Here is a 20376-nt window from a genome sequence, read left to right as displayed (position 1 = left end):
GTAAAAAATGATCAGAAATGAAATTAATTAAATTTTTAATCATTCCTCTTTTTTTATTCTATAACGGATATGAGGACTTATCTGCGCAGGAGAAACCTCAACAGCAAAATAAGAAACCCAATATCTTATTCTTATTTGTTGACGACCTTAGAGCAGACCTAGGAGTATACGGTAATAAGATTATTCAAACCCCTAATCTGGACAAATTAGCGAACACTGGCTACTTATTCAACAACCAATATGCTAATATCCCTACTTGTGGAGCCTCAAGATACGCTTTACTCACTGGGCAACTTCCTCGCAGTAGAAAGCATTTAAACAATAATATTATTGCAGAAGATATATCTAATCGTAAAAGGACAGATATCCCCGAAACATTTATTGACAATTTACGCCGTAATGGTTACAAAACAATTGGCATAGGAAAAATCAGTCATTCTGCTGATGGCTATTTATACCCTTATACTGAACAAAAAAGTGAAGTTCTTGAATTACCCTATAGTTGGGACGAAATGTTATTTAACCCTGGAAGATGGAAAACTGGCTGGAATGCTTTTTTTGCTCAAGCAGATGGTAGTAGTAGAATTTCTCTTCAAGGCAACACAAAACCTTACGAAAAAAAAGATGTCGACGATCTCTCCTATCCTGACGGACTCACAACACAGCTAGCTATAAATAAAATTAAAGAACTAGCTCAGCAATCAGAACCATTCTTTCTAGGTGTAGGTTTTTTCAAGCCCCATTTACCATTTAATGCTCCACAAAAATACTGGGATATGTACAATCGGGATCAAATTCCTCTTTCTAAATCGTCTGAATTGCCCGAGAATGTTAATCGGCAGAGCCTAACACAGAGTGAAGAATTTAATCAATACCTACTCGGTGAAGAACATCCTACAATAAACAGTCCTGTTTCTACAGAATATGCACAGAAATTAAAACATGCCTATTATGCTTCTGTAAGTTACATAGATGCTATGGTAGGACACATAATAAATACACTTCAGCAAGAAGGTCTAGATCGGAATACTATTATCATAGTTTGGGGCGATCATGGTTGGCAGTTAGGCGATCATCGTATTTGGGGCAAGCATACCTTATTTGACATTTCACTTAAAAGCGCTTACATCATTAAACTCCCTTCGGTTGAAACTAGTGGCCGTGTCATAGATGAGGTAATCAGCTCTATTGATTTCTACCCTACATTAATGGAATTATGCGATATTCCCATGCCGGCCATCGACTACGATGGATCTTCTTATGCTAAGCTCATAAAAAAAGGGAAAGACAAGGAGTGGAAAAACAATGCATTTGGTTATTTTAATAATGGCATTTCCCTGAAAACCCCTAGATACCGAATAACAAAATATTATAATAATTACGATCCTCAAGTTGAGCTTTATGATCATAAAAAAGACCCTCATGAAACCCAAAATATCGCTAGTGAGAAACCGTCTTTAGTCAAAAAGCTATTATTAAAATTAGAAAACGGAAATACTGGTATATACAAATAGGCCTTCATTAGACACGCTAAAAAAAACTTTCAAAAACATTTGCTTAGTGTAAAAATTACACTTATATTTGCAGTATCATAATTTAGGTTTATAATTGGTTAGCAAAGGTTTTCATTCTCCCCGTTTGAAAACCTTTCTTTTTTAGCTCGAAACTGTAATTTACTTCTCCCTACCCCATACTTTATTTATCCTTCTTTTACTTTTATGCAGCTGTTCGCCGAGTAGGCAAATCGTCACTACACTGCACATTTTTCTACTTCTTTCTCTCGAGAAAGAACAAAACAAATATAGCCAGCGCCCCTTCTTCTTGTGAAATTTTGCCCATTATTAAACTATATTAGCCCAAACTGAGCCAATTTGACCCAACGTAACCTCCAAAAACAGATAAACCATGCATTTCCGCATAGCGATGGTAAACAACCACCAGTAAGAAAGCTGCAGAGTCTGAGCGGAAAAGCCAACAAGTATCAAAGAAAGTCCGACAAGTCACAGCGATGGTAACGACCACCGGGCCGGAAAGCTACAAGTAGGAAGGAAAGTCAGTAAGGTCTATCGCCGACAGCTACTACCCACGGGAGTTTACCACCCCCCTTCGAGGAAGCTCGACAACTTACCGAGGGCTGTTCGTAAAGTCCAAGGAGATAACCATCTTTCCTCAGGACTTTGCGAACAAGCCTAAGCGGAAGTCACAACTGGCCACGGCGGCCGCTCTCTTCCACTAAGGGGAAATATACCTGCCTTCAGCAACGCTTTTAAAAGTAAGTACGGCGATCGCCCAGTCAATATAAATAAGTACTGCCCGATTTTTACAAACGAAGAGGGAAATTATTACAACCAAAGTAGGACAAACCCTACCTACCTTTGGTGTATACCATAACATTAAAAAAATGACAACAGTAGCAGGCAATATTAACAAACATTTCAGGCAGCATCTGACAATCTATCTAGACGCCCTGGCGGTGCTCTGTTCTGCTCTGCTGATTTATCTTTTTGTACAAACAGCTTTAAGCAAAGTATTGCACCATGCGGTGTTTCATATTCAGATGGGCAAGCAACCTCTCCCGAGCTGGTCAAAACCATTATTGGTTTATGCACTGCCGGTTATTGAGTGGGCGACCGTGCTGCTGCTCCTACTTAAGCGGACACGCCTTTGGGGGCTTCTGCTTGCAGGGACTCTGCTATTTGCCTATACCATATATGCCTACCTGGCTTATAAAGAAGTGTATGGCTATGTGATCTGTGCGTGCGGGAAAGTGTTTGAAGATATGGGCTGGCGCGAGCACTTTTATTTCAATGCCATACATACGCTGGTGGCGCTAGCAGGGTTTTATTTCGTTTATAAAAGCAAACAACAAAAAAGAATAAAAACAAACTATGCATAGTGGCTTTCGACGGGAAGCCGCAAAAAGGGTCTTGAGGACCGGGGAAGTAAAGGTAGAACCTTTTGGGATTGCGACAATTTAGATATCAATCTCCGCAAGGAAAAACATAAGAACAGGCAAGTTGCTAAAACGTTCTACCAGACTTTACCCGCTCTCTGACCAAATATTATAAACAATTAAATTTTTGAAGCGATGAAAAAGCTCATTAAACTTGTGCCTGCGATGGCACTACTATTAGCATTAGGTGTTTACACTGGTAAAGTAATTGGTAAAAGCCAAAAAGTGGAGACAAACCACATGCTTACTGATGTACAATGGTTATATACCCCACCTGCAACGGATGATGATCCGACTAATGAAAATTACTATACCTATCATCCTTCTAGCGATCTTGAATCAGATTGTACTGGAAGCAATGAAGTGTGTGGTATTTCAGCTCCATCACAAGGGGCCAATCCAAGTACGAGCAAACCAGACTTATCCGATTTAAGCATTGATCTTGGACAGGGTAACAATAATCCGAAAATATTTCGTGGTGATTTTACTAGGTAGTTCGTAACAACTCTCAACAAATTTGGGGAGCCTCTACAGCTCCCTAAATTTTATTTCTATCGTTCATTTTGTTTTACTCCAGATATTTCTACAACAGAAATTGGAATCAAAAAAGTATAGCGTTTATCATTAGGTTTCAACATATAACTTTCTGCGCCTACCTTACGCACTAATGTTTGTTGATATCTTGGCTCTTTATTAAGCCTCCTCAAATCTCTCCAGCTTATACCTGCTCGAAATGCCAATTCTTTCTTCCTCTCAGCTATAACCTTATCAATAATTTCCTCCGTTTTTATAGCATGATACGGTTCAAAGGAATCTTTGTCATAGCGTTTTTCTAACAACCTATTCAGAAAAGTAAGCGCTACATCTACCTTATTAACTCGTGCAGCACATTCAGCTTTTATCAAATATACTTCATCAACAGCTAGTCCCGAAAATGGAGAGCCAGTAACCCCTCCTGAATAATCACCTTTAAAATTGATGGCATCATTCGCATTCTGTTTAAAAAATATATTTTTCCGTAAATCATTATCTGCATAAGTATTAAAAAGGTCGGGATTTACACGTGCGCGGTTTTGTGTAAACACCAATGACGTTCCAAACATTGTGGAATGATAAATAACTTCTTTGTTAAAAATTGGAAAAGGGTTGTTCAAAGCAGCGTCTATATTATTATAATCTATCAACTCATCATGCAGAGCTAAGCATGAGTCTGCATATTTTTCAGCTTTTTCAAAATGCCGCATATCAAGATGAACTATCGCAAGCGCTGCGTAAGCTGCTGCTTTTGATGGTCGCGTTGCTATCGAACTTTTATCTGGCAGCATAATAGCTGCTGCTGTAAGGTCTTTCAAAACTTGATCATATGTTTCTTGCAATGTACTCCGCACCGTGACTACATTTATATCTGCCTCTAATCTTAAAGGAATACCTAATTTCTGAGAGGATTCTTTTTCGTAAGGTTCTGCATAAATCTGTGCTATCTGATAAAAATCCCATCCTCTAAAAAATAAGGCAGCCCCTTTTACCCTTTGTCTATCAGCCTCCGTCTTACTTCCTAAGTCGGCTGCATCTATCTCGTCAAGGACAACGTTTGCATAAAAAATTCTATTGTAAGAATTTTGCCAGTCCTGAATATTATTGACTTCAGAATCCCAACAGTAAATTTCTCGCGTAGTCTGTGTTCTTGCAGAAAAGTCGGCTTCAGTAAGATAAAAATAAGTAGAAGCTATATCACCAGCTGCTGGTGTATTTTGGTTCATACCCAAATTGTAATCGAGAATTGCTTCTAACTCTTTGACACCATCGGGCAAAGCGAGGCTTCTATCGGGCTTTTCATTTAAGAAGGATTCACAGGCTATGAATAGACTGAAAAAACTCAAAATCAAAAAGACATAATTTCTAAATATTTTTTTCATTCTTATATATTTATATAGCTAAAAACATTTTTAAAGATCAGCTTTCAATCCGAAAGTTATACGTAATGGGGCAGGACCGGTTGGATAATCTGGATCTACATTAATGGAATTACCTACCCAAAGTAGTGCTACATTCGATAAATATCCTGTAACGGTTAGTGACTTTAACCATAATCTCTTAGAGTTAACTGGCTGAATTCGGTAAGAAACATTAATATCCTGCAAACGAATATGGTCTCCTGACTCTACAAGCACCTCCGCATCACGATAAAACTGATCACGGCGATTATCCACTGGATATTTAGCGGAAGGAATGTATGTTTGCCTTTCGTCTCCTGGCTTTTGCCAACGTTTATAATAATCGCCATGACCTACCTCACCTCCATATATTCCTCGATACAAAACCGAGTTTCTTCTAAAATGATAGTTAGTTCTATAAGTAATGTTTATTGAGAGCGAAAGCTGTTTATACGACAAAGTGTTGCGTAGAGCTCCAAAGTATTCTGGTGTAGGCGATCCGTGAAATACAAGATCGTCGATTGTGGCATTATCGATAATGTCCCTATAATTATCAGAAATCTCCCCTGCTACATACCCCAATGGATTTCCATTTTCGGGATCAAGCCCTGCCCATCGATAACTCACAATATTGTAAGCTCCTTGCCCCTGTATTGGTAATATAGTAGCTCCATTTCCTACCATGCTACTTGGCTTAAGCTGTTCACCTAGATATCTATCTACTATCAACCTATTCTTGCTCATCATGAAATCGGATTGCCAACCCAATGCTCCCATCAGATTAACCGTAGTCAGGATGATATCTATACCCCGGTTTTGTAGAGAGGCGCTATTTCTTTTAAATCTAAGATAACCCGTCGTCGGATCTGCCGCTTCAGCTGTAATAACATCTGTTGAACTTTTATTATAGTATTCCAATATTCCGCGGATTCGATTCTTCTTAGAGGAAAAATCAACACCAACATTCCATGTGCGCACCTGTTCCCAGCGTAAAGATGGATTTGGAGGCGAATCAATGTAGGCATACGGCAACTGTGTGACTCCACTCATCGGAAAAAAAGCGAGTGTAGTCAGTGCGGAGACACTGTTATTAACATTGCCGGTATATCCATGCGTTAATCGCAACTTTAACAAAGATAAAGCTGTCAACTTATAAAAAGGTTCACGAGAAATCTCCCATGCTCCACCTACGGACCATAAGGGTTTCCATTTATTGTTTGTTGTTGTGCCAAATAAATTTGTTGCATCCCGCCTAGCACTTGCAGTCAATATATACCTTTCCAGAAAAGCATACGAGCCATTAATATATAAAGATACAGCTCGATCTTCGTTAGCTCGGAAGCCTGCTCCATAAGGAATATAAGCATCTGCGGAAAGCCCTTCATAGATAGGATAGCGGTTCGTGGGATCTACTGTACTATATGCTAGATAATCATCATCATAGCCGTAAGTACGATCTTGGCGATACGATAATGTACTACGTCTTATCTCAGCTCCTAAAAAAGTCCGAATAGAATGTTCTCTCTCCTTATCAAAAGTGAAGTTCAGTTGTCCGCGCACAGAATGACCATTCCGGTTACTATGCGTCTCATCTAAAATCCCGCCCAGCGGCACCCTATACTTAACAACGTCACCGTCGATCTGACTAAAGCGATTAATAATGTTTCGCGTATACCATGAATCTAAAGATTGATGATTGCGTCCCTTTTGCAAAGCAGTATGAAATTGGTATTTTATCTGTGCTTCGAACAAGTTTAGAAATTTATAATTTGTTCCAAAATTGAACACCATATCTTCAACACGTAAACTGTTATCAGCTATATCTATTTCATCGTACGGTCTATATCGCCAATCCAGCAGTTTATCGCTCACTATGGAATCTATAAAAACATTTCGATAATTACGTTCCAGCACCAATGCGTTCCCATTATTATCCACTAAATCTGCATAAGGGTATAATGGCCCTGCTAAATCTGAAGTGTATATTGGCCCAGGGTTATTGGCTACGTTCTTGCTATGCGTGTACATCAAAGAGGCATCCAAGGTTAGGTTCTTCATCAATCTATAAGTATTGGCCGAGCGGAAGGATATACGTTCATAGGAATCTCCTACAGCATTACTTAGATTCCGATCGTAACCACCAGAAAGACTATAATTAGTATTTTGTGTCCCACCAGAAAGACCAATGCTATACTGCCGACTCATCGCATTACGGTAAAAATAATTATATAGATCTTTTCTAACATCAATTTCCCTCAACTTATCGATCATATTGCTAGCCTGTTCTGTTGTATAAATTCCATTCTTTTCTTTCTGCAAGATCTCAACTACAGGAGTTATCACTGGCCAAGACGTTCTATTACCTAGTAAAAAATCATATTCCCCTTCATTAAATAGAAATTTCTCTATATCAATAAAGTCAGAACTCTTCATTTGTGGCGTATAAAATAAGTTTGGACGTTGCGTAAAGCCGATATTACCATTCATCGATATACTTCGATTCGCCTCAAAACGCCCTTTTTTTGTCGTCATCACAATCACGCCATTACCGGCTCTTGCTCCCCAAATTGAAGCCGCAGCAGCATCTTTTAATATTGTAACCTGATCTATATCATTGGGGTTAATGTTGTTAATATCTCCTTCATATGGGAAATTATCCAGGATAATCAAAGGTTGTGCAATAGCACCCGTTAATGTCGTTAGACCTCTGATTTGGATGGATGACATGGACGTATTTCTTCTATCAAACATTAAACTGTTAGCCACACCATCTAAACGGCTCAATATATCGGTGCTAAACTGTCTATTAAACAGCTTTTGGTCAATAGTTTCAAAGGAGCCCGTCTGATGCTTTTGAGACAACTGACTATATCCCGTGGAGACAAGAACCTCTTCAATGGTGTTTTCCTGAGGAGTAAGCTTAAAAATGAGTTCTGTATCCCGTAAACCGCCCCAATAAATCGTATCATTTTGAAAGCCGATATGGGAGGCAATAAGGTAAAGCTCCTCTGAATCGGAAATTATCAGTGTGAATGCCCCTAATACATCTGTCTGTACTGCTGCTGGCGAACCCAAGATACGAATTGAGGCACCTGATAACGGCTGCTCGTTATCCCTATTGAGGACTTTTCCTATAAGTGAATCTTGAGTCTGATTAGCCGTGACAGCTATCGGTAGCCAGACTAAATAGCATAAATATAATCTGATTAAATTTTTCATTGCTTGGTTTTAATTTGTTGAGTCAGAAAAATTGTTTAACCAATCTTCCCGAGTCAAATAACCTAGTGGAGTGAAGACAAGGTCATCGAAAGACTCTTTACGATTTTGGTCACGGATCACAAATAGTTCCACTTCAGCCTTCCCTTCGACAAGTTTATATCCACTATTCTCTAATGCTTTTTTTAGCATACCTAATGAATTGGAGCTGGAAACAAAATCTATATTAAAGTGAACGTCTGTGGGGAGGTCGGTTATGATCACAGGTAGTGTTGCATTGCTTAATTTTTGCAGTGCTACACAGAGCTCCTTGAAATCCAGCCCCCTAATATAGTTGAGAGCTCCCGATTCAGCTGGACCAATTACTAATTCACGTTCTTTCAGTCTACTCGGCACCAATCCATTAATAACCAACAACTTACTTTTACTTGTATCTTTGGGTGACAATGTCTCAGCTTCTTTACTCTGGCAAATCACCAAACACGGTACCGTAGCGGTAGTTACGCTACTTTTCAATCCAAAGAAACTATCGAGATCCTGTCCTAACCTTTTTCTTCTATATTCGCTATCTCCTAGATCATACGGAAGACATAGTTCATAATTATAGCAATTTTCTTGATCCCAGGCTAACTTCGACTCCAGATCTAACTGTTTTTTAGGTATATAGGCAAATTTATGTGGCTCTTCCACGAGCAGGAGACGGCTTTGCGGGCGAAGAGAGAGCCCTTTAGGATAGGAGCCGTCTGTCAACCGGGCACTATTGTACAAGTTTAGGATAGATCTATTTGGAATTAGCTCATGTACCGTTCCCGCAGTAGAGTCAAGCTTGAAAATATAGTCTGTCGTTAATCCCTGTACAAAACTGGTAATCCCACTATAGAAAACTAATTTTGGTTCGTTTTTTATGATGGGGTTTGTTTTAAATAAGGGGTCACCATCTAGTGATATTAGCTGATTTTTAATAGGATTACTTTTCCCATCCATTAACTCACTTAGTGAGGCTGTAGTTAGATATTGTGGTTTCGTGATCAGGCGAACAATCCGTTTTTCATCAAGAATCACCGTGTGCGGGTAGGAGAATTGACCAAACAACTTACGCAGTAAGGAATCTTCTACAGCTGTCCGGAATTTGTGTTGGAGGGCCACCAACGGAGTGTTCTTTATATTTTCAAAGAATAGATTGATTCTCTCACTAGCTTCCCAAGTTACAGGCAGAACTTCAATTCGCTCTTTGAGCTGTGCTTGTATCTCAAATAGATGGGGCATAGCTGCAATACATGGCCCACAGATAGTATTCCAAAACTCTAAGATAATCCACTTTTTACCTCCATAATTACGCAATCTATCTTGAACTATTTTACGATCGCTATTTAAGATCTTTAACGAAACATTGGGTACGGTATCCCCTATTTCTAAAGGCTTGATCTCCCCTATCCCAGTCGCCCCGCCTTGGCGGAGCTCCTGAGCCTTTGCTTCTACTATAGAAGCAAAATTAAACAACACACAAAATATCGCTATAAGCTGCAAGCCATAGACCAAAGGCTTTTTAATATCGTTCGCTCTCTTTTTCCCGCTTGTCCCAAAAATCGAAAATTTAAACTGGGATAGCTTCGTTCCGATTTTTAGATTCAGGCGACTGACTAGAAATTTAAGGGAGCATTCAGCTCTTTGCACACTTTCTTTATCAAACAGGAAACTACCAGCTTCATTTAAGCCGTTTTGAGAGCTCCTTTTATTTTTAACCAACATAGACTCCACTTCACCCCTAACCCCTTTGCAAAACGACTCAAACCGCCTTGAAATCAATCGATTCATATAGAGATCATTCATCATCTTCCCGTCATGGCAAGCAAAACGTGGTGGTATATTTGCTCGTCCTTCGACTCGGCTTCGGGAGTTGTTCGACAATCCTTCGAGTGCTCTTCGACTCGCCTTCGACTGGGCTTCGAGTCGGCTTCGACACTTGTTCGACAATCCTTCGGGTGCTCTTCGACAGTCCTTCGACTGGGCTTCGAGTCGCACTCGAACAGCACCCGAACAACACTCGAACAGCAGTCGAACACCAGTCGAACAAATGTGCACCAAAGTACGACCCAATCTCGAAGCCACCCCGAACACCCCGGCTACCTTAGCCGAAGCGGTCTTAGTGTATGGCCTAAGTATTCTCCAAGTATGCGTGAAGTAGTAACAGTGTATAAGGAGTGTATTAAAAGACATTACATTAGCCATGCTCCATGATGGCTTCATGACTGCTGGTTTCTTGCCTCTCCCACCTTCGTCAGTTGTCCCGCGGGCGCGGGACTTCTGAACATTACAACTAAACTGATAATAAATTGTGCTGAGAGACAGCAATAAACATTGAAAGCTATTTAGAGATAAGTAATATCTTTTCTTTATAGGTTTTTCTAGGGCATAACAATCCCCTTTGCGTAAAAATCGCATCATAGTAACATAGATTTATAAAATTCATAAATGGTTTACAAAAAATAAAAATCCTATATCGGGGCGCCCTCTTCCATAGGAATACATCATCGTAGTTTAACAAATAAACTACGACACCCCATTATTCTGGAGGGCAAAAAATGTTTTGAAGAAATTGTTTTAAGTTCATAACTTGTTTATGTTATGAGTCTCGAGAGATAGAAACTATAGCGAGCCCTATCATCGTACTGCAAGGTCCGACCCCTCCAAGACGATATAACGATAGAGCCCATGCGCTATAGTATCTACAAATGTATATAAAATATCGCATTGGGCATTAGTCTACCGTCTCGCTTGGATAAATTGTCGGATTTGCAGTCGAGACCCTTTACTTTTAATGCCTAAGTATAGATTTTAATAAAAAATATAAATATCTATAAATCAATAATCAAACATAGTGAATATTTTTAATAAAACCCAAAAATATTAAAAAAACAATCCTTTTTGTGTTTTAGATTGAATTATGAATAATTCTCCTGAAATCACAGCTGCAAAGTTTCTTAAAACAACACGATTAAGGCTACTTTTAACTCGAGAACAAGTAAGTAAATGCACCAAAGTTCCTACAACTACTATCGAAAGAATTGAAAATGGAGAACTTCCTTATCCAATGAGCAGATTTCAAGATTTAGTTTCATTTTACAATCATTCCATGGAGGAAGTATATTCAAATAGAGAAATACCAGATTGGATTGAGTTAAGAAGAAGATTTCTGGCTAAACATCAACACGACGATTCTGTCATGCAACATCTTAGTGAGAAACCGGGTCCTAAAGAAGTGATTCTTTACAGAATGCTAACTTCGAAAACCCTTGATGAATTCATATCTACATCCAATCTCATTTCAGTCATAAAATCTAGATATAATTGGGTTTTCTTAAAAGACAGGATGCAAAACGCTCTCGATTCAATTGTAAAGGATGGATTAATTATTAGGTCTCCAGGTAGACCTTATGAATACAAAAGAAAGTCTAATAATCTACCTGAAGAAATAGATAGTTTTTACCATCTAACAAGAAAACTAGAAGAAATACCCTATGCAAATCCTGACAACTTAGTGAATCCAGCATATAGAAAGATGTCCATTATATTAAAACATTTAAATGGAATTGAAGATTCAAGAAAAAACTTAATGGAGCTAGTTAGGCTTAAAAATGAAAGTAACAATATATCTAGAACCATTAAAGTACTAGAAGATTTGTTATTGATAGAAAAAACAGAAAAAGCCTCAACGAGTAAATTTCAGAAATACCGCCTTACAATTGAAGGAGAAAAACTTTTAAAAAAATAAGCATCATATAACCTTGGCTATCAAATGAACTTAAAGAAACAAATATCAATTTTAATATGCTTAGTAGCCGTTGTCACGACTAGCTACTGTCAAGAGCTAGACCCTAACTCTACATTAGACCACAGTGTGACTAAAAGAACTGTAACTAAAGATCTTAAACTTCCTACTAGAAAAGAAACAGGCAAGAAAAGGCTATCCGGCAAATATTGGTTTGTCGTAGAGCTAGACGGATCGCTCAGTGAGGTAGCAGTCAAAGATAGCATAGGATATGGTGTTGATGAACAAATCGTAAAACGATTGCTAAAAGCCAAAAACTGGAAAGTAGTGAAAGTTGGCAATGTTCCAACCCGGATTGCTTATGAACTGCCAATAGTAATAGAATTGGATAAAAAATGAAAGGGAGAAAAACCTTGTGTATTTTTATCAATCAGTCATACATCATAGACCGGTATGATGAATTGGTGAAGAAAGATGGAGTGTAAAAAATCATAATTAAGAATTAGCAATAGAAATGAACATAAAGAAATTGAAAACATCTTAATTACAAAAAACTTCGGAAGAAATTATTCATTACGGAATGTGCGTAGGATGATGCAGTTTGCCGAGCAATTTCAAGATGTAAAGATTGTGACACCACTGATGTCACGATTGAATTAGATTGATTTTATAGTGCTATTCCCATTAAAACCATAGAACAAAAAAACCGCCTATTTAAATAACAAGCGGTTTTTGCAATAGTATTATAATAAAGCTCTAGTTAGAGCTCCTTGATTTTACTTTGTAGAGCTCCTTTTCTTTCATCAATAGATAAACAAAGCCTATATCGGGCTACTTCTTAGCAACCTCAGCCCGAACATCCTCGACCATAGCTACAGTTGTCTCGGCGATACTGGCAATCTGCTGGTCTGAAAAATCAGTTTGATTGATCAAGTTGCGAATAAAAGATCGTTTTTCAGCTATTCTCTCAGCTGCCGCACGCGCAAGCTCTTGTTCAGCACGTGCACGCTCTTCAATACGACCCTTTTCAAGACCATATTCTCTTTCTTGTCTTTTTACGATTTCTAGTACTCCCATATCAATAGTGCCTCCTGTCACTTCATAAATATATGTATCAAAGATACTGTTTATTTCATTATTACGGATAAAGATAAAGCTTTTCAAGAAGATTAAAAAACTGATAATCCGATCCTTATCGTATTTCTGCGTATCGATCAAAGTACGGGCTATCGTGCTACGATCGGCCGCAAGCTCCTCCTCCGGCACTTTACCTTCAAGCAAAGCCTTTCGGCAAGCCAACACGATATAGGCAAAGATATTGTCCATAGCAAGAAGCTCGCCCTCCTCGTGGTCTAAAATGTGATAGGAAAGATAGTTAAAATGATGCGACGTTTTTATACCATCGTATACGTACTTGCCGGGCCGAACCTGCTTATCATCTCCCGTAAAAATGGCGATAGTTTCGACAGGTACCTGGTAACGATCCAGTATACGGTAGTTGTACTGGAAGATACGGAAGGAAAAGTTAGGGTCGCTCCCACCCTCGATTTCGGTATGCACGAGGAGCCACCGCTCGGCACCATCGAGCAGGTAAACTTTAACCAACAGATCGGCAATACGGGTGTTGCTCTTACGATCCCGATCGGGGATAATCTTTAAAAGCTCTTTATCCAGAAAGGTGATACCTTTAGGAAAATCAAACAGCTGATCGGCTTCCGCATACATAAAACGAAGAAAATCGGGAAAGTTCTCTTTAAAGATACCTTTCAACAACTCGTCGTTCTTACGGTGTGGAATATCGGGCTTTCCAGCAGAGCTACGATCTGCAGATTGCTTGCTATCCTTAGACATAATTAATTGATTTATTTATAATTAGTGACACTAAGATAGTAAACTAAATATAAAATACCAAAAAAATTAGCAAACAAGAAGTTCAAAACATTTATGCCCCAAGTAATATTATTAACTTGATTTGATAAATATTCTCTATGTTGCTCTACTCTATAAAACTTGCCTTAACGACATTCACTCTTTCTTTCGGTAGTTTAATCTTCAGCCAATCTTTCAGCTTTTGTATTCCCATCTCATCTACATCTTTCTGACCGTTATAGAGTAAAACAACCTCGTTGAAGGAACTATCTGGATTAATATAGGTTAACTGTTTGCCTAGCGAAAATGGCTGTAAGTTGGGGAATAAAATATTAATCTCTTCTATCAAACCTTTATCTCCAAACTTATATCCAGAAAGTTCATTTCGTAGATTTTGAATAGTAATATCCTTTTCAGATATATTTTGTGACTGCCGACTAATCTCTGCAAGAATATCCTCTTTCAAATCTGTACTATCCTGTCTAATCAATAAGTCTACTCCATTCATTTCATAATCGCTTAGAGAGTTTTTTAAATCTCGCAATTCCGTTTGTGAAAACCGCTTATCTAAAAAAGCAAACTCCAGTTTTTTAGGCCGACTATTAAATTGCGTTTTCTGATAAATCAGCGTATAACCTTTACGCGAAAATTCATTTTGAACAAACAAATCAACCTGCTGTGTAAATTTCTTTTCTTGTAATAATACATAAGCTAAGTAGAAACTCGGAACAAGCATAATGACAATTAACCACGTGATAGTCCTGGTAATATATTTTTCGCGCTTTGCATTGACAAACTTTACCTTAGGGTACTTTAAAAACTTGACTATAAAAAAAGTAGAGATACAAATAAAGAAACAATTAATCGTATATAAATATAAGGCACCACCGAAATAACTAAAATTACCAATAGCCAGCCCATACCCTGCTGTACATAATGGGGGCATCAAAGCGGTAGCAATAGCTACGCCCGGTATAGGATTGCCTTTTTCTACCCTAGTAATTGCTATAACTCCTACCAAACCACCGAAAAAAGCAATAAGAACATCGTAAATATTGGGCGAAGTTCTTGCAAGCAGCTCCGAATCTGCGTCTTTAAATGGGCTCAACAAGAAATATAAAAATGAAACAAAAAGACTTACTAAGGTTGCTACCAGAAGATTCTTTCCTGACTTTTTAAGTAGCTCAAAATCATACGTCCCCAAAGCAAACCCTGCACCTACGATAGGTCCCATCAATGGAGAAATAAGCATTGCACCAATTATAACAGCTGTCGAATTAACATTTAAACCCACCGATGCAATAACAATGGCGCACGCTAAAATCCATAAATTCGCCCCACGAAAAGAAATATTACACACCACATTTTCCAATACCCTCTGTTTTTCATCTTCGCCATCGTGAAGGTTGAAGTAACGGTAAATTGTTCGAATCATAATTGCGCTATTTGACCAAGAATATTAACTTAAATATTATTTTCTATACATAGATAACAAATATATGTATAACCTGAGTTTGATTAATAATGTGAGAAAAAAATGTAAGAAAATTCAGTAGGTAAAAATTGACATTTAAGAAAAACGTATATTAGCTATAGCAAAGAGAGAGCGATGAGATGCGAGCGTAGGAACTAAACAAATAAGAAGCGCATATATGAGAACATTTATTATCTTTTTAATCACATTTACCGTAGCATCATCATTTGCACAAACGACAATAAGTCAAAAGTATGAGTCGTCGAATACTGTTACCATACCTAAACTAAAGGATACTGCATTTCGTGTTATAAACACGAAAAACACTGTGCCACCACTACAAGCAGCTTTTTTCCTTAACGGAAAGTTTGTCGGCACTCAATATCCCCTAGCCCCTGCTCTTATAGAGGAGATACATGTTGTAAAGCAAGATACCCTGATTGGAATAAAAACCTACACTGGGCAAATCTATCTCAAAACTAAAATTATAAAAGCCGAACACGACAACTATTTTGTGGACGAAAACACGCTTTTATCCGTAATTGTCGACAACCTTGATGATATCGAAATAGGGATAATAAAACTGCTTACAAAGACTGAAAAGAATATCAAAGACCGTAATAATTTTATCCTTCGGGGAGAAAAATTAGTGCAAAACAAAAAGACATCAGAAGTTTAACAAAACAGTTGACTATACACTTAACATCTCATTAATAATTTATTAAACACCACCTTTAACTGTTAACAGACAATATTTACTAAAATTGCTACTGTGATTTTATTCTACCTTTAAAAACGCTGATAAATAATATATGAGAACACTTTTTTATTTTGCGATTATTATGCTGTCTTCTACTATAAGTTGTAAGCAAAAAAAGGTTAGTGTTATTGAGGAAATAAAGCAAGTCAGCGAGCAAATCAATCGACTTAATGTGGGCGATACGTTAGATTTAAGCCTTTCGACAATATCTTTTGACAAGGTAGTTATCTTAAGTCACGAAGTCAACTGGTCACTACTGAAAGAAGAAGTTTCAATAACTAACGCCACCGATTGGCAAACTTTCAAATCAAATTATGGTAATTGGGCAGTAGTATGGATAAATGACTATTCAGTTGTAGCGATGGTAGAATTTCCGCAAGATAGAATAATGTTTAATCGCATCGTAGGCGGAGATGGTTTTAATGTGATTGAAAAAAGTAACCTTAAACCCATGCTAGTTGTGAATAGCCCGAATGATAAATTTCTCAACTCTGATAATAATGTACTTGAAATTGAACCAATAGAGTAGCTTGACTATCGAAAGATCATCTCTGAATTACCCTCGGTATCTCACATTTAATGATTTAATTAATTCTTCTTGAGAGCTTGAAGTACGTGCTTTTCAAAGGCTTTAATCTCTCTCCTATTTGCTAAAAAGCCAAAGTCTCGGTTTATAAGTTTAATCTTAAAATCATCATTATTGATAATACTGACAAGTATCAACGCTGATTGTTGCCCTCGATCTGTAACCAGAGCGTTTACAGCCTTGTTTTCATAACAAAATTGTATCTTATACCAATATCCTGTATGGTCTTTTTCAAAGGACAAAGTATCTATTGAGCAAAAAAGTTTAGGGCTTTCGTTTCTCAGATCTTCTAAAGACAACTGTAAAGAATCTAAAGAATACGCAAAATCCCAAGATTTAGCAAAGGGATATGAACCAGCAAACCCACCTATCTTTCTTCTAAAAAATTCTGAGATAAAAAAAGCTATAATTACTCCGAGTACAATCAATAGTGCACTTTTGAATATTTTCGATTTTTTTGTTTGCATATCAATTTTAACTGATCAAGAGGAACATTTTATTTCGGAAATACAAGAGTTTGATATAAATAGAGTACAAACTTATAAATGAAAATTTTATGATAACAAATCTAATATTTTTTATTACTTCTGCTAAAGAATAGTTCAATATATCACCAGATTTATTATATAAGCGCTTTTAATTAACGGAATAAAAACTGCTAAACTGAACTATCAAAACATTATTCACCAGAACCTGTGTAGACGATTAGAGTTAGTTACATTTTAACACACTTATTAAGAAAAGCCACTTCAGTAATACAGTTTTCATAAGTTATTGTCTATAAACTTAGTATTCAATATCAAATATTTTAAAACAGAATGTATCATCAAATTTAACATTTATGTAAATGCAAAAGGATAATAAACAACAACTAAACATCTTTTTTCGACCCACAAACATTATAAAGACACGACTAAAACAGCCCCAATATCCTCCCACTTGATGAAGGATATTGGGCTATTAATTTTTAATTAAACAATCCTTATTCCACAACGTACCAAGTGTATCCCTTGGCTGGAATAGCAACTTCTAAAGTAACTGTAAAATCTCGCTCTAATTTATAAGACACAGGTTTGCCTTCTTTTTCTCGTATTTGTGCAATATCTGTCAAACCAGTATAATATAATGGCAATTTTATTTTTCTTACAATATCCTCATCAAGTGGATTATAGAATAAGGCAAAACCACGTTCTTTTTCAGTGGTGCTTACATGCATCATCCCATCCCAATCACGTGCATCGGGCTTCCTCAAATGTATTATATCACTATTCAAAATATTACGATATTTTTTATACCAACTGATAACATCTACTACGAGTTCTTTTGTTTCAGGGGTGTCGTACAAACGAGGTCCTCTATAACAAGCCTGTACGCCAGCACCATAATTTTGAATCATATGCATTTCATACTCATACAAATGATCGCTTAACGGTTCCAAAGTAGCAGCAGCTCCTCCTCCCTGATACTCTACCAATGGAACAAAACTCCAAACCGATGATGGAATCCGATCCCAAGTAGAATCATAGTTTAACTGACGCGCATGTATAACTTGACGATCCCGGGGTAAAGACCAATTAACTTCACGATATCCGATACCTACTTTATTTGAACCATTGAGAAAATAAAAGTCAGGCACATTCATATAGATCCCTTGCTCAGACATCCAGTGATATAATTCTGTGACCTTATTAAATTGATTCCACTGGGAGTCTTCTAACCCTTTATGATGAGCATGCTCTGTCGATGCACAAACATCACCGGGATATGACCCATCATGCTCAAAAAGCATCATACCAGTTTCTTCAAAGAAATATTTTATTTTAGCAAAATAGTCATAACCCCATTCACTTGCTAAGCAAGGTGAGCTTCCGAATCTCATCCCTCCACGTTTTCCTGTTTCAGGGTTAATAATATCAACATCATCGCTAATCCAACGGCTTGCTAACAAAGAATAACACCCCATCTCAATATTCTTACTTTTAGCATAATCGACAAAGCCTTTGTATTTCGCAATATTTGCGGCTGTTGTATCTTCGGCATTTAACCCCGACCCAAAGCTCAAAATCACCATCTCATACCCTGTAGAATCACACTGGTCAATTGCGCGATGTACCACGTCAGGATCAGTGGAAGTGAGATGCATAAATATTGGATTTTCAGATGTCCAAGGAGCAATTGATCGATACATACGTCTCTTAAACATCCCCTTTCGCTCTCTATCGTCACTATCGAATGGCATTTCATATACACTAAACGAACGAAACATATTATTTGGACCTATCGTTTGATCAGGACCAATTCGAGGCGAAACATCGAGAATGGCTGGTGTTTGTAGCAAATAATTACGTTGAGAAGTATACGCGCGGTCTTCTACCCAATTCTCTGTAATATCAGTTTCTTTCTCCGTGAACTCCCCCCCCGCAGCATAATCGCTTTCAATATGAATGTTGGGCAACCTATAGGTAGAAGGATCTCCTCCACCTAATGATTCAGGTTCAGAAAAGGCTAAATACTCTAATTTAAAATGATCTACATTGACCGCCACATTCGATCCGTTAAAAAGCTCCATTCGCTTCCTAATAACAGGAATATGATCATAAATACTATAATAAAGTTTTATTTGTACATCTTTATATTCCTTATCCCCACGTAATATAAAAACCAATTCTTTACCAGTTGCAATCTCTTTATTTAATGCCCAACGATTTCTTGCCCATTTAATCGGCTCTTCCAATTCTTGAATATAAAAATCTTCCACCAAAAAAGACTCAGGGATAGTAGTCATTTGATCAATCCATTCCTCTTTCAGATACCCCCTTTCTTCCTGACCAGCCAACCCTCCAATGCTTAACTTCTTGCCATCTAGCTGAACCATACCCTCGCTACTCACAGCACGTAACAAGCTCTCTCCTAACATCCTGTTATTCAACCCAACTGTAGCTAGATTAGGAAAAATACGAAAAGTACGCGACACCATACCATTCGCTATCGTAATACTTTTACCTCCCTGATCAGAATAAATTACTGCATGTGATTTTTTGGGTGTTAGAAGCCAATCGTAAGCTGTTGGAGTGGAACGAAAACCTGTCATTTCGGGCAACTGACTTATTTTATTAACAAGCCTTCGTGCCACAGAATCGCTCATTTTTGGACCGTCACCCAGTGCTCCCACATCGACAATTTCGGGCTTTTGTTTATTATATATAAATCGGGGGTCTATCCACAATGCATGATCGCCACTAGCACCATCACTCGTAGGTTCTACCAGTAACTCTATCATTTGAACTCCCCTTACATCTATATCTATATCTTTAGGCTCTTCACCACCTCGAATAATAGAACTAGTGTAAATTGCTTTTCCATCGGCTTTCACTACAAAATGTACTGACCCCCTTTCTAACTTCTGATCCCCCGATTTCGTTAAGCCAATAAACTGTTTATTTCCTTCTGTTTGCTGAAAATACAGTTTTGTCCCATCGACAAGAGGAATCGTAGTCACAGATTTGTCACCTAGATCTACTTTTGAATCTGCTATGGCAATTTTAGTTTGAAAACGTATTGCATCTTTATGCAACTGAAGCTTTAATAGGCTATTTGCATGTACCCCCAGTACCTCTGTGTAAATACTTCCATTGACACTAGCTGCTAAACCATCCACAGACTTATCCTTCTGTAATACTCCATACTCTTGCCAAGCTTTAGAAAGATCTAAAGAATTAAGTTTTACTATTTCTTGTGCTACTAAGTCAGAGCATAATAGTAGCAAAAAATAACCTATCAAATATAATCCACGCATATTTTTTAAATAATTCTTC

At 37.7% G+C, this 20376-nt stretch carries 14 protein-coding genes; 7 read left to right on the top strand and 7 right to left on the bottom strand.

Annotated features, from left to right (window positions below):
• Nucleotides 1-17: 17 nt before the first annotated feature.
• The 3 genes from ORI89_RS10205 to ORI89_RS10195 all read left to right on the top strand — a co-directional run bounded on the left by ORI89_RS10205 (nucleotide 18) and on the right by ORI89_RS10195 (nucleotide 3448).
• Complete coding sequence (locus ORI89_RS10205) at nucleotides 18-1514, top strand: sulfatase (protein WP_268230375.1); 1497 nt, start codon at nucleotides 18-20, stop codon at nucleotides 1512-1514.
• An 887-nt stretch (nucleotides 1515-2401) separates the two neighbouring features.
• Nucleotides 2402-2896: a MauE/DoxX family redox-associated membrane protein gene (locus ORI89_RS10200; RefSeq protein WP_268230374.1), complete on the top strand. Its 495-nt coding sequence runs from the start codon at nucleotides 2402-2404 to the stop codon at nucleotides 2894-2896.
• A gap of 192 nt (nucleotides 2897-3088) precedes the next feature.
• A complete protein-coding gene (locus ORI89_RS10195) occupies nucleotides 3089-3448 on the top strand; it encodes a hypothetical protein (protein ID WP_268230373.1) in 360 nt (119 codons plus the stop codon).
• Between the two features lie 56 nt (nucleotides 3449-3504).
• Here ORI89_RS10195 and ORI89_RS10190 read toward each other — a convergent pair whose 3' ends face one another.
• The 3 genes from ORI89_RS10190 to ORI89_RS10180 are packed head-to-tail and all read right to left on the bottom strand — an operon-like array spanning nucleotide 3505 to nucleotide 10548.
• Complete coding sequence (locus ORI89_RS10190) at nucleotides 3505-4869, bottom strand: RagB/SusD family nutrient uptake outer membrane protein (protein WP_268230372.1); 1365 nt, start codon at nucleotides 4867-4869, stop codon at nucleotides 3505-3507.
• Between the two features lie 30 nt (nucleotides 4870-4899).
• The gene (locus tag ORI89_RS10185; RefSeq protein ID WP_268230371.1) at nucleotides 4900-8106 is read right to left on the bottom strand and encodes a SusC/RagA family TonB-linked outer membrane protein; all 3207 of its coding nucleotides are present in this window, start codon (nucleotides 8104-8106) and stop codon (nucleotides 4900-4902) included.
• Between the two features lie 9 nt (nucleotides 8107-8115).
• Complete coding sequence (locus ORI89_RS10180) at nucleotides 8116-10548, bottom strand: TlpA family protein disulfide reductase (protein ID WP_268230370.1); 2433 nt, start codon at nucleotides 10546-10548, stop codon at nucleotides 8116-8118.
• Between the two features lie 499 nt (nucleotides 10549-11047).
• Here ORI89_RS10180 and ORI89_RS10175 point away from each other — a divergent pair, with 499 nt between their 5' ends.
• Both ORI89_RS10175 and ORI89_RS10170 read left to right on the top strand, forming a co-directional pair.
• Complete coding sequence (locus ORI89_RS10175) at nucleotides 11048-11875, top strand: hypothetical protein (protein ID WP_268230369.1); 828 nt, start codon at nucleotides 11048-11050, stop codon at nucleotides 11873-11875.
• Nucleotides 11876-11899: 24 nt separating this feature from the next.
• Nucleotides 11900-12271, top strand: a complete 372-nt coding sequence (locus tag ORI89_RS10170) for a hypothetical protein (protein WP_268230368.1) — start codon at nucleotides 11900-11902, stop codon at nucleotides 12269-12271.
• A 432-nt stretch (nucleotides 12272-12703) separates the two neighbouring features.
• Here ORI89_RS10170 and ORI89_RS10165 read toward each other — a convergent pair whose 3' ends face one another.
• Together ORI89_RS10165 and ORI89_RS10160 are read right to left on the bottom strand one after the other, a co-directional pair.
• Nucleotides 12704-13723, bottom strand: coding sequence for a hypothetical protein (locus ORI89_RS10165; protein WP_268230367.1), 1020 nt, complete (start codon nucleotides 13721-13723; stop codon nucleotides 12704-12706).
• 145 nt (nucleotides 13724-13868) lie between these two features.
• Nucleotides 13869-15176, bottom strand: coding sequence for a DUF389 domain-containing protein (locus tag ORI89_RS10160; protein ID WP_268230366.1), 1308 nt, complete (start codon nucleotides 15174-15176; stop codon nucleotides 13869-13871).
• 217 nt (nucleotides 15177-15393) lie between these two features.
• Between ORI89_RS10160 and ORI89_RS10155 the strand changes: the two genes are divergently transcribed.
• Together ORI89_RS10155 and ORI89_RS10150 are read left to right on the top strand one after the other, a co-directional pair.
• Nucleotides 15394-15894 (top strand): hypothetical protein, encoded by a 501-nt coding sequence (locus ORI89_RS10155; protein ID WP_268230365.1) that lies wholly within the window; start codon nucleotides 15394-15396, stop codon nucleotides 15892-15894.
• Nucleotides 15895-16027: 133 nt separating this feature from the next.
• On the top strand, nucleotides 16028-16504 hold the full coding sequence (locus ORI89_RS10150; protein WP_268230364.1) for a hypothetical protein: 477 nt from the start codon (nucleotides 16028-16030) through the stop codon (nucleotides 16502-16504).
• 59 nt (nucleotides 16505-16563) lie between these two features.
• Here the strand turns inward: ORI89_RS10150 and ORI89_RS10145 are convergent, their stop codons facing one another.
• Together ORI89_RS10145 and ORI89_RS10140 are read right to left on the bottom strand one after the other, a co-directional pair.
• Entirely contained in the window at nucleotides 16564-17028 is a 465-nt protein-coding gene (locus tag ORI89_RS10145) for a hypothetical protein (protein ID WP_268230363.1), read from the bottom strand.
• Between the two features lie 515 nt (nucleotides 17029-17543).
• Nucleotides 17544-20357 carry an NPCBM/NEW2 domain-containing protein gene (locus tag ORI89_RS10140; protein WP_268230362.1) on the bottom strand — a complete coding sequence of 938 codons (2814 nt, stop codon included), beginning with the start codon at nucleotides 20355-20357 and terminating at the stop codon, nucleotides 17544-17546.
• Nucleotides 20358-20376: the final 19 nt, after the last annotated feature.

The organism is Sphingobacterium sp. UT-1RO-CII-1, from assembly GCF_026711005.1.
Lineage (GTDB): Bacteria > Bacteroidota > Bacteroidia > Sphingobacteriales > Sphingobacteriaceae > Sphingobacterium.
Note: the sequence above shows the minus strand (reverse complement) of the source record. Positions and strands in the feature narration are given on the sequence as shown.

Excerpts from the sequence above, each read along its gene's own strand:
- ORI89_RS10145 (WP_268230363.1), bottom strand. The coding sequence starts at position 17,028 with ATGCAAACAAAAAAATCGAAAATATTCAAAAGTGCACTATTGATTGTA.
- ORI89_RS10155 (WP_268230365.1), top strand. The coding sequence starts at position 15,394 with ATGAGAACATTTATTATCTTTTTAATCACATTTACCGTAGCATCATCA.
- ORI89_RS10165 (WP_268230367.1), bottom strand. The coding sequence starts at position 13,723 with ATGTCTAAGGATAGCAAGCAATCTGCAGATCGTAGCTCTGCTGGAAAG.
- ORI89_RS10160 (WP_268230366.1), bottom strand. The coding sequence starts at position 15,176 with ATGATTCGAACAATTTACCGTTACTTCAACCTTCACGATGGCGAAGAT.
- ORI89_RS10175 (WP_268230369.1), top strand. The coding sequence starts at position 11,048 with ATGAATAATTCTCCTGAAATCACAGCTGCAAAGTTTCTTAAAACAACA.
- ORI89_RS10195 (WP_268230373.1), top strand. The coding sequence starts at position 3,089 with ATGAAAAAGCTCATTAAACTTGTGCCTGCGATGGCACTACTATTAGCA.
- ORI89_RS10185 (WP_268230371.1), bottom strand. The coding sequence starts at position 8,106 with ATGAAAAATTTAATCAGATTATATTTATGCTATTTAGTCTGGCTACCG.
- ORI89_RS10205 (WP_268230375.1), top strand. The coding sequence starts at position 18 with ATGAAATTAATTAAATTTTTAATCATTCCTCTTTTTTTATTCTATAAC.
- ORI89_RS10170 (WP_268230368.1), top strand. The coding sequence starts at position 11,900 with ATGAACTTAAAGAAACAAATATCAATTTTAATATGCTTAGTAGCCGTT.
- ORI89_RS10180 (WP_268230370.1), bottom strand. The coding sequence starts at position 10,548 with ATGATGCGATTTTTACGCAAAGGGGATTGTTATGCCCTAGAAAAACCT.
- ORI89_RS10140 (WP_268230362.1), bottom strand. The coding sequence starts at position 20,357 with ATGCGTGGATTATATTTGATAGGTTATTTTTTGCTACTATTATGCTCT.
- ORI89_RS10200 (WP_268230374.1), top strand. The coding sequence starts at position 2,402 with ATGACAACAGTAGCAGGCAATATTAACAAACATTTCAGGCAGCATCTG.
- ORI89_RS10190 (WP_268230372.1), bottom strand. The coding sequence starts at position 4,869 with ATGAAAAAAATATTTAGAAATTATGTCTTTTTGATTTTGAGTTTTTTC.
- ORI89_RS10150 (WP_268230364.1), top strand. The coding sequence starts at position 16,028 with ATGAGAACACTTTTTTATTTTGCGATTATTATGCTGTCTTCTACTATA.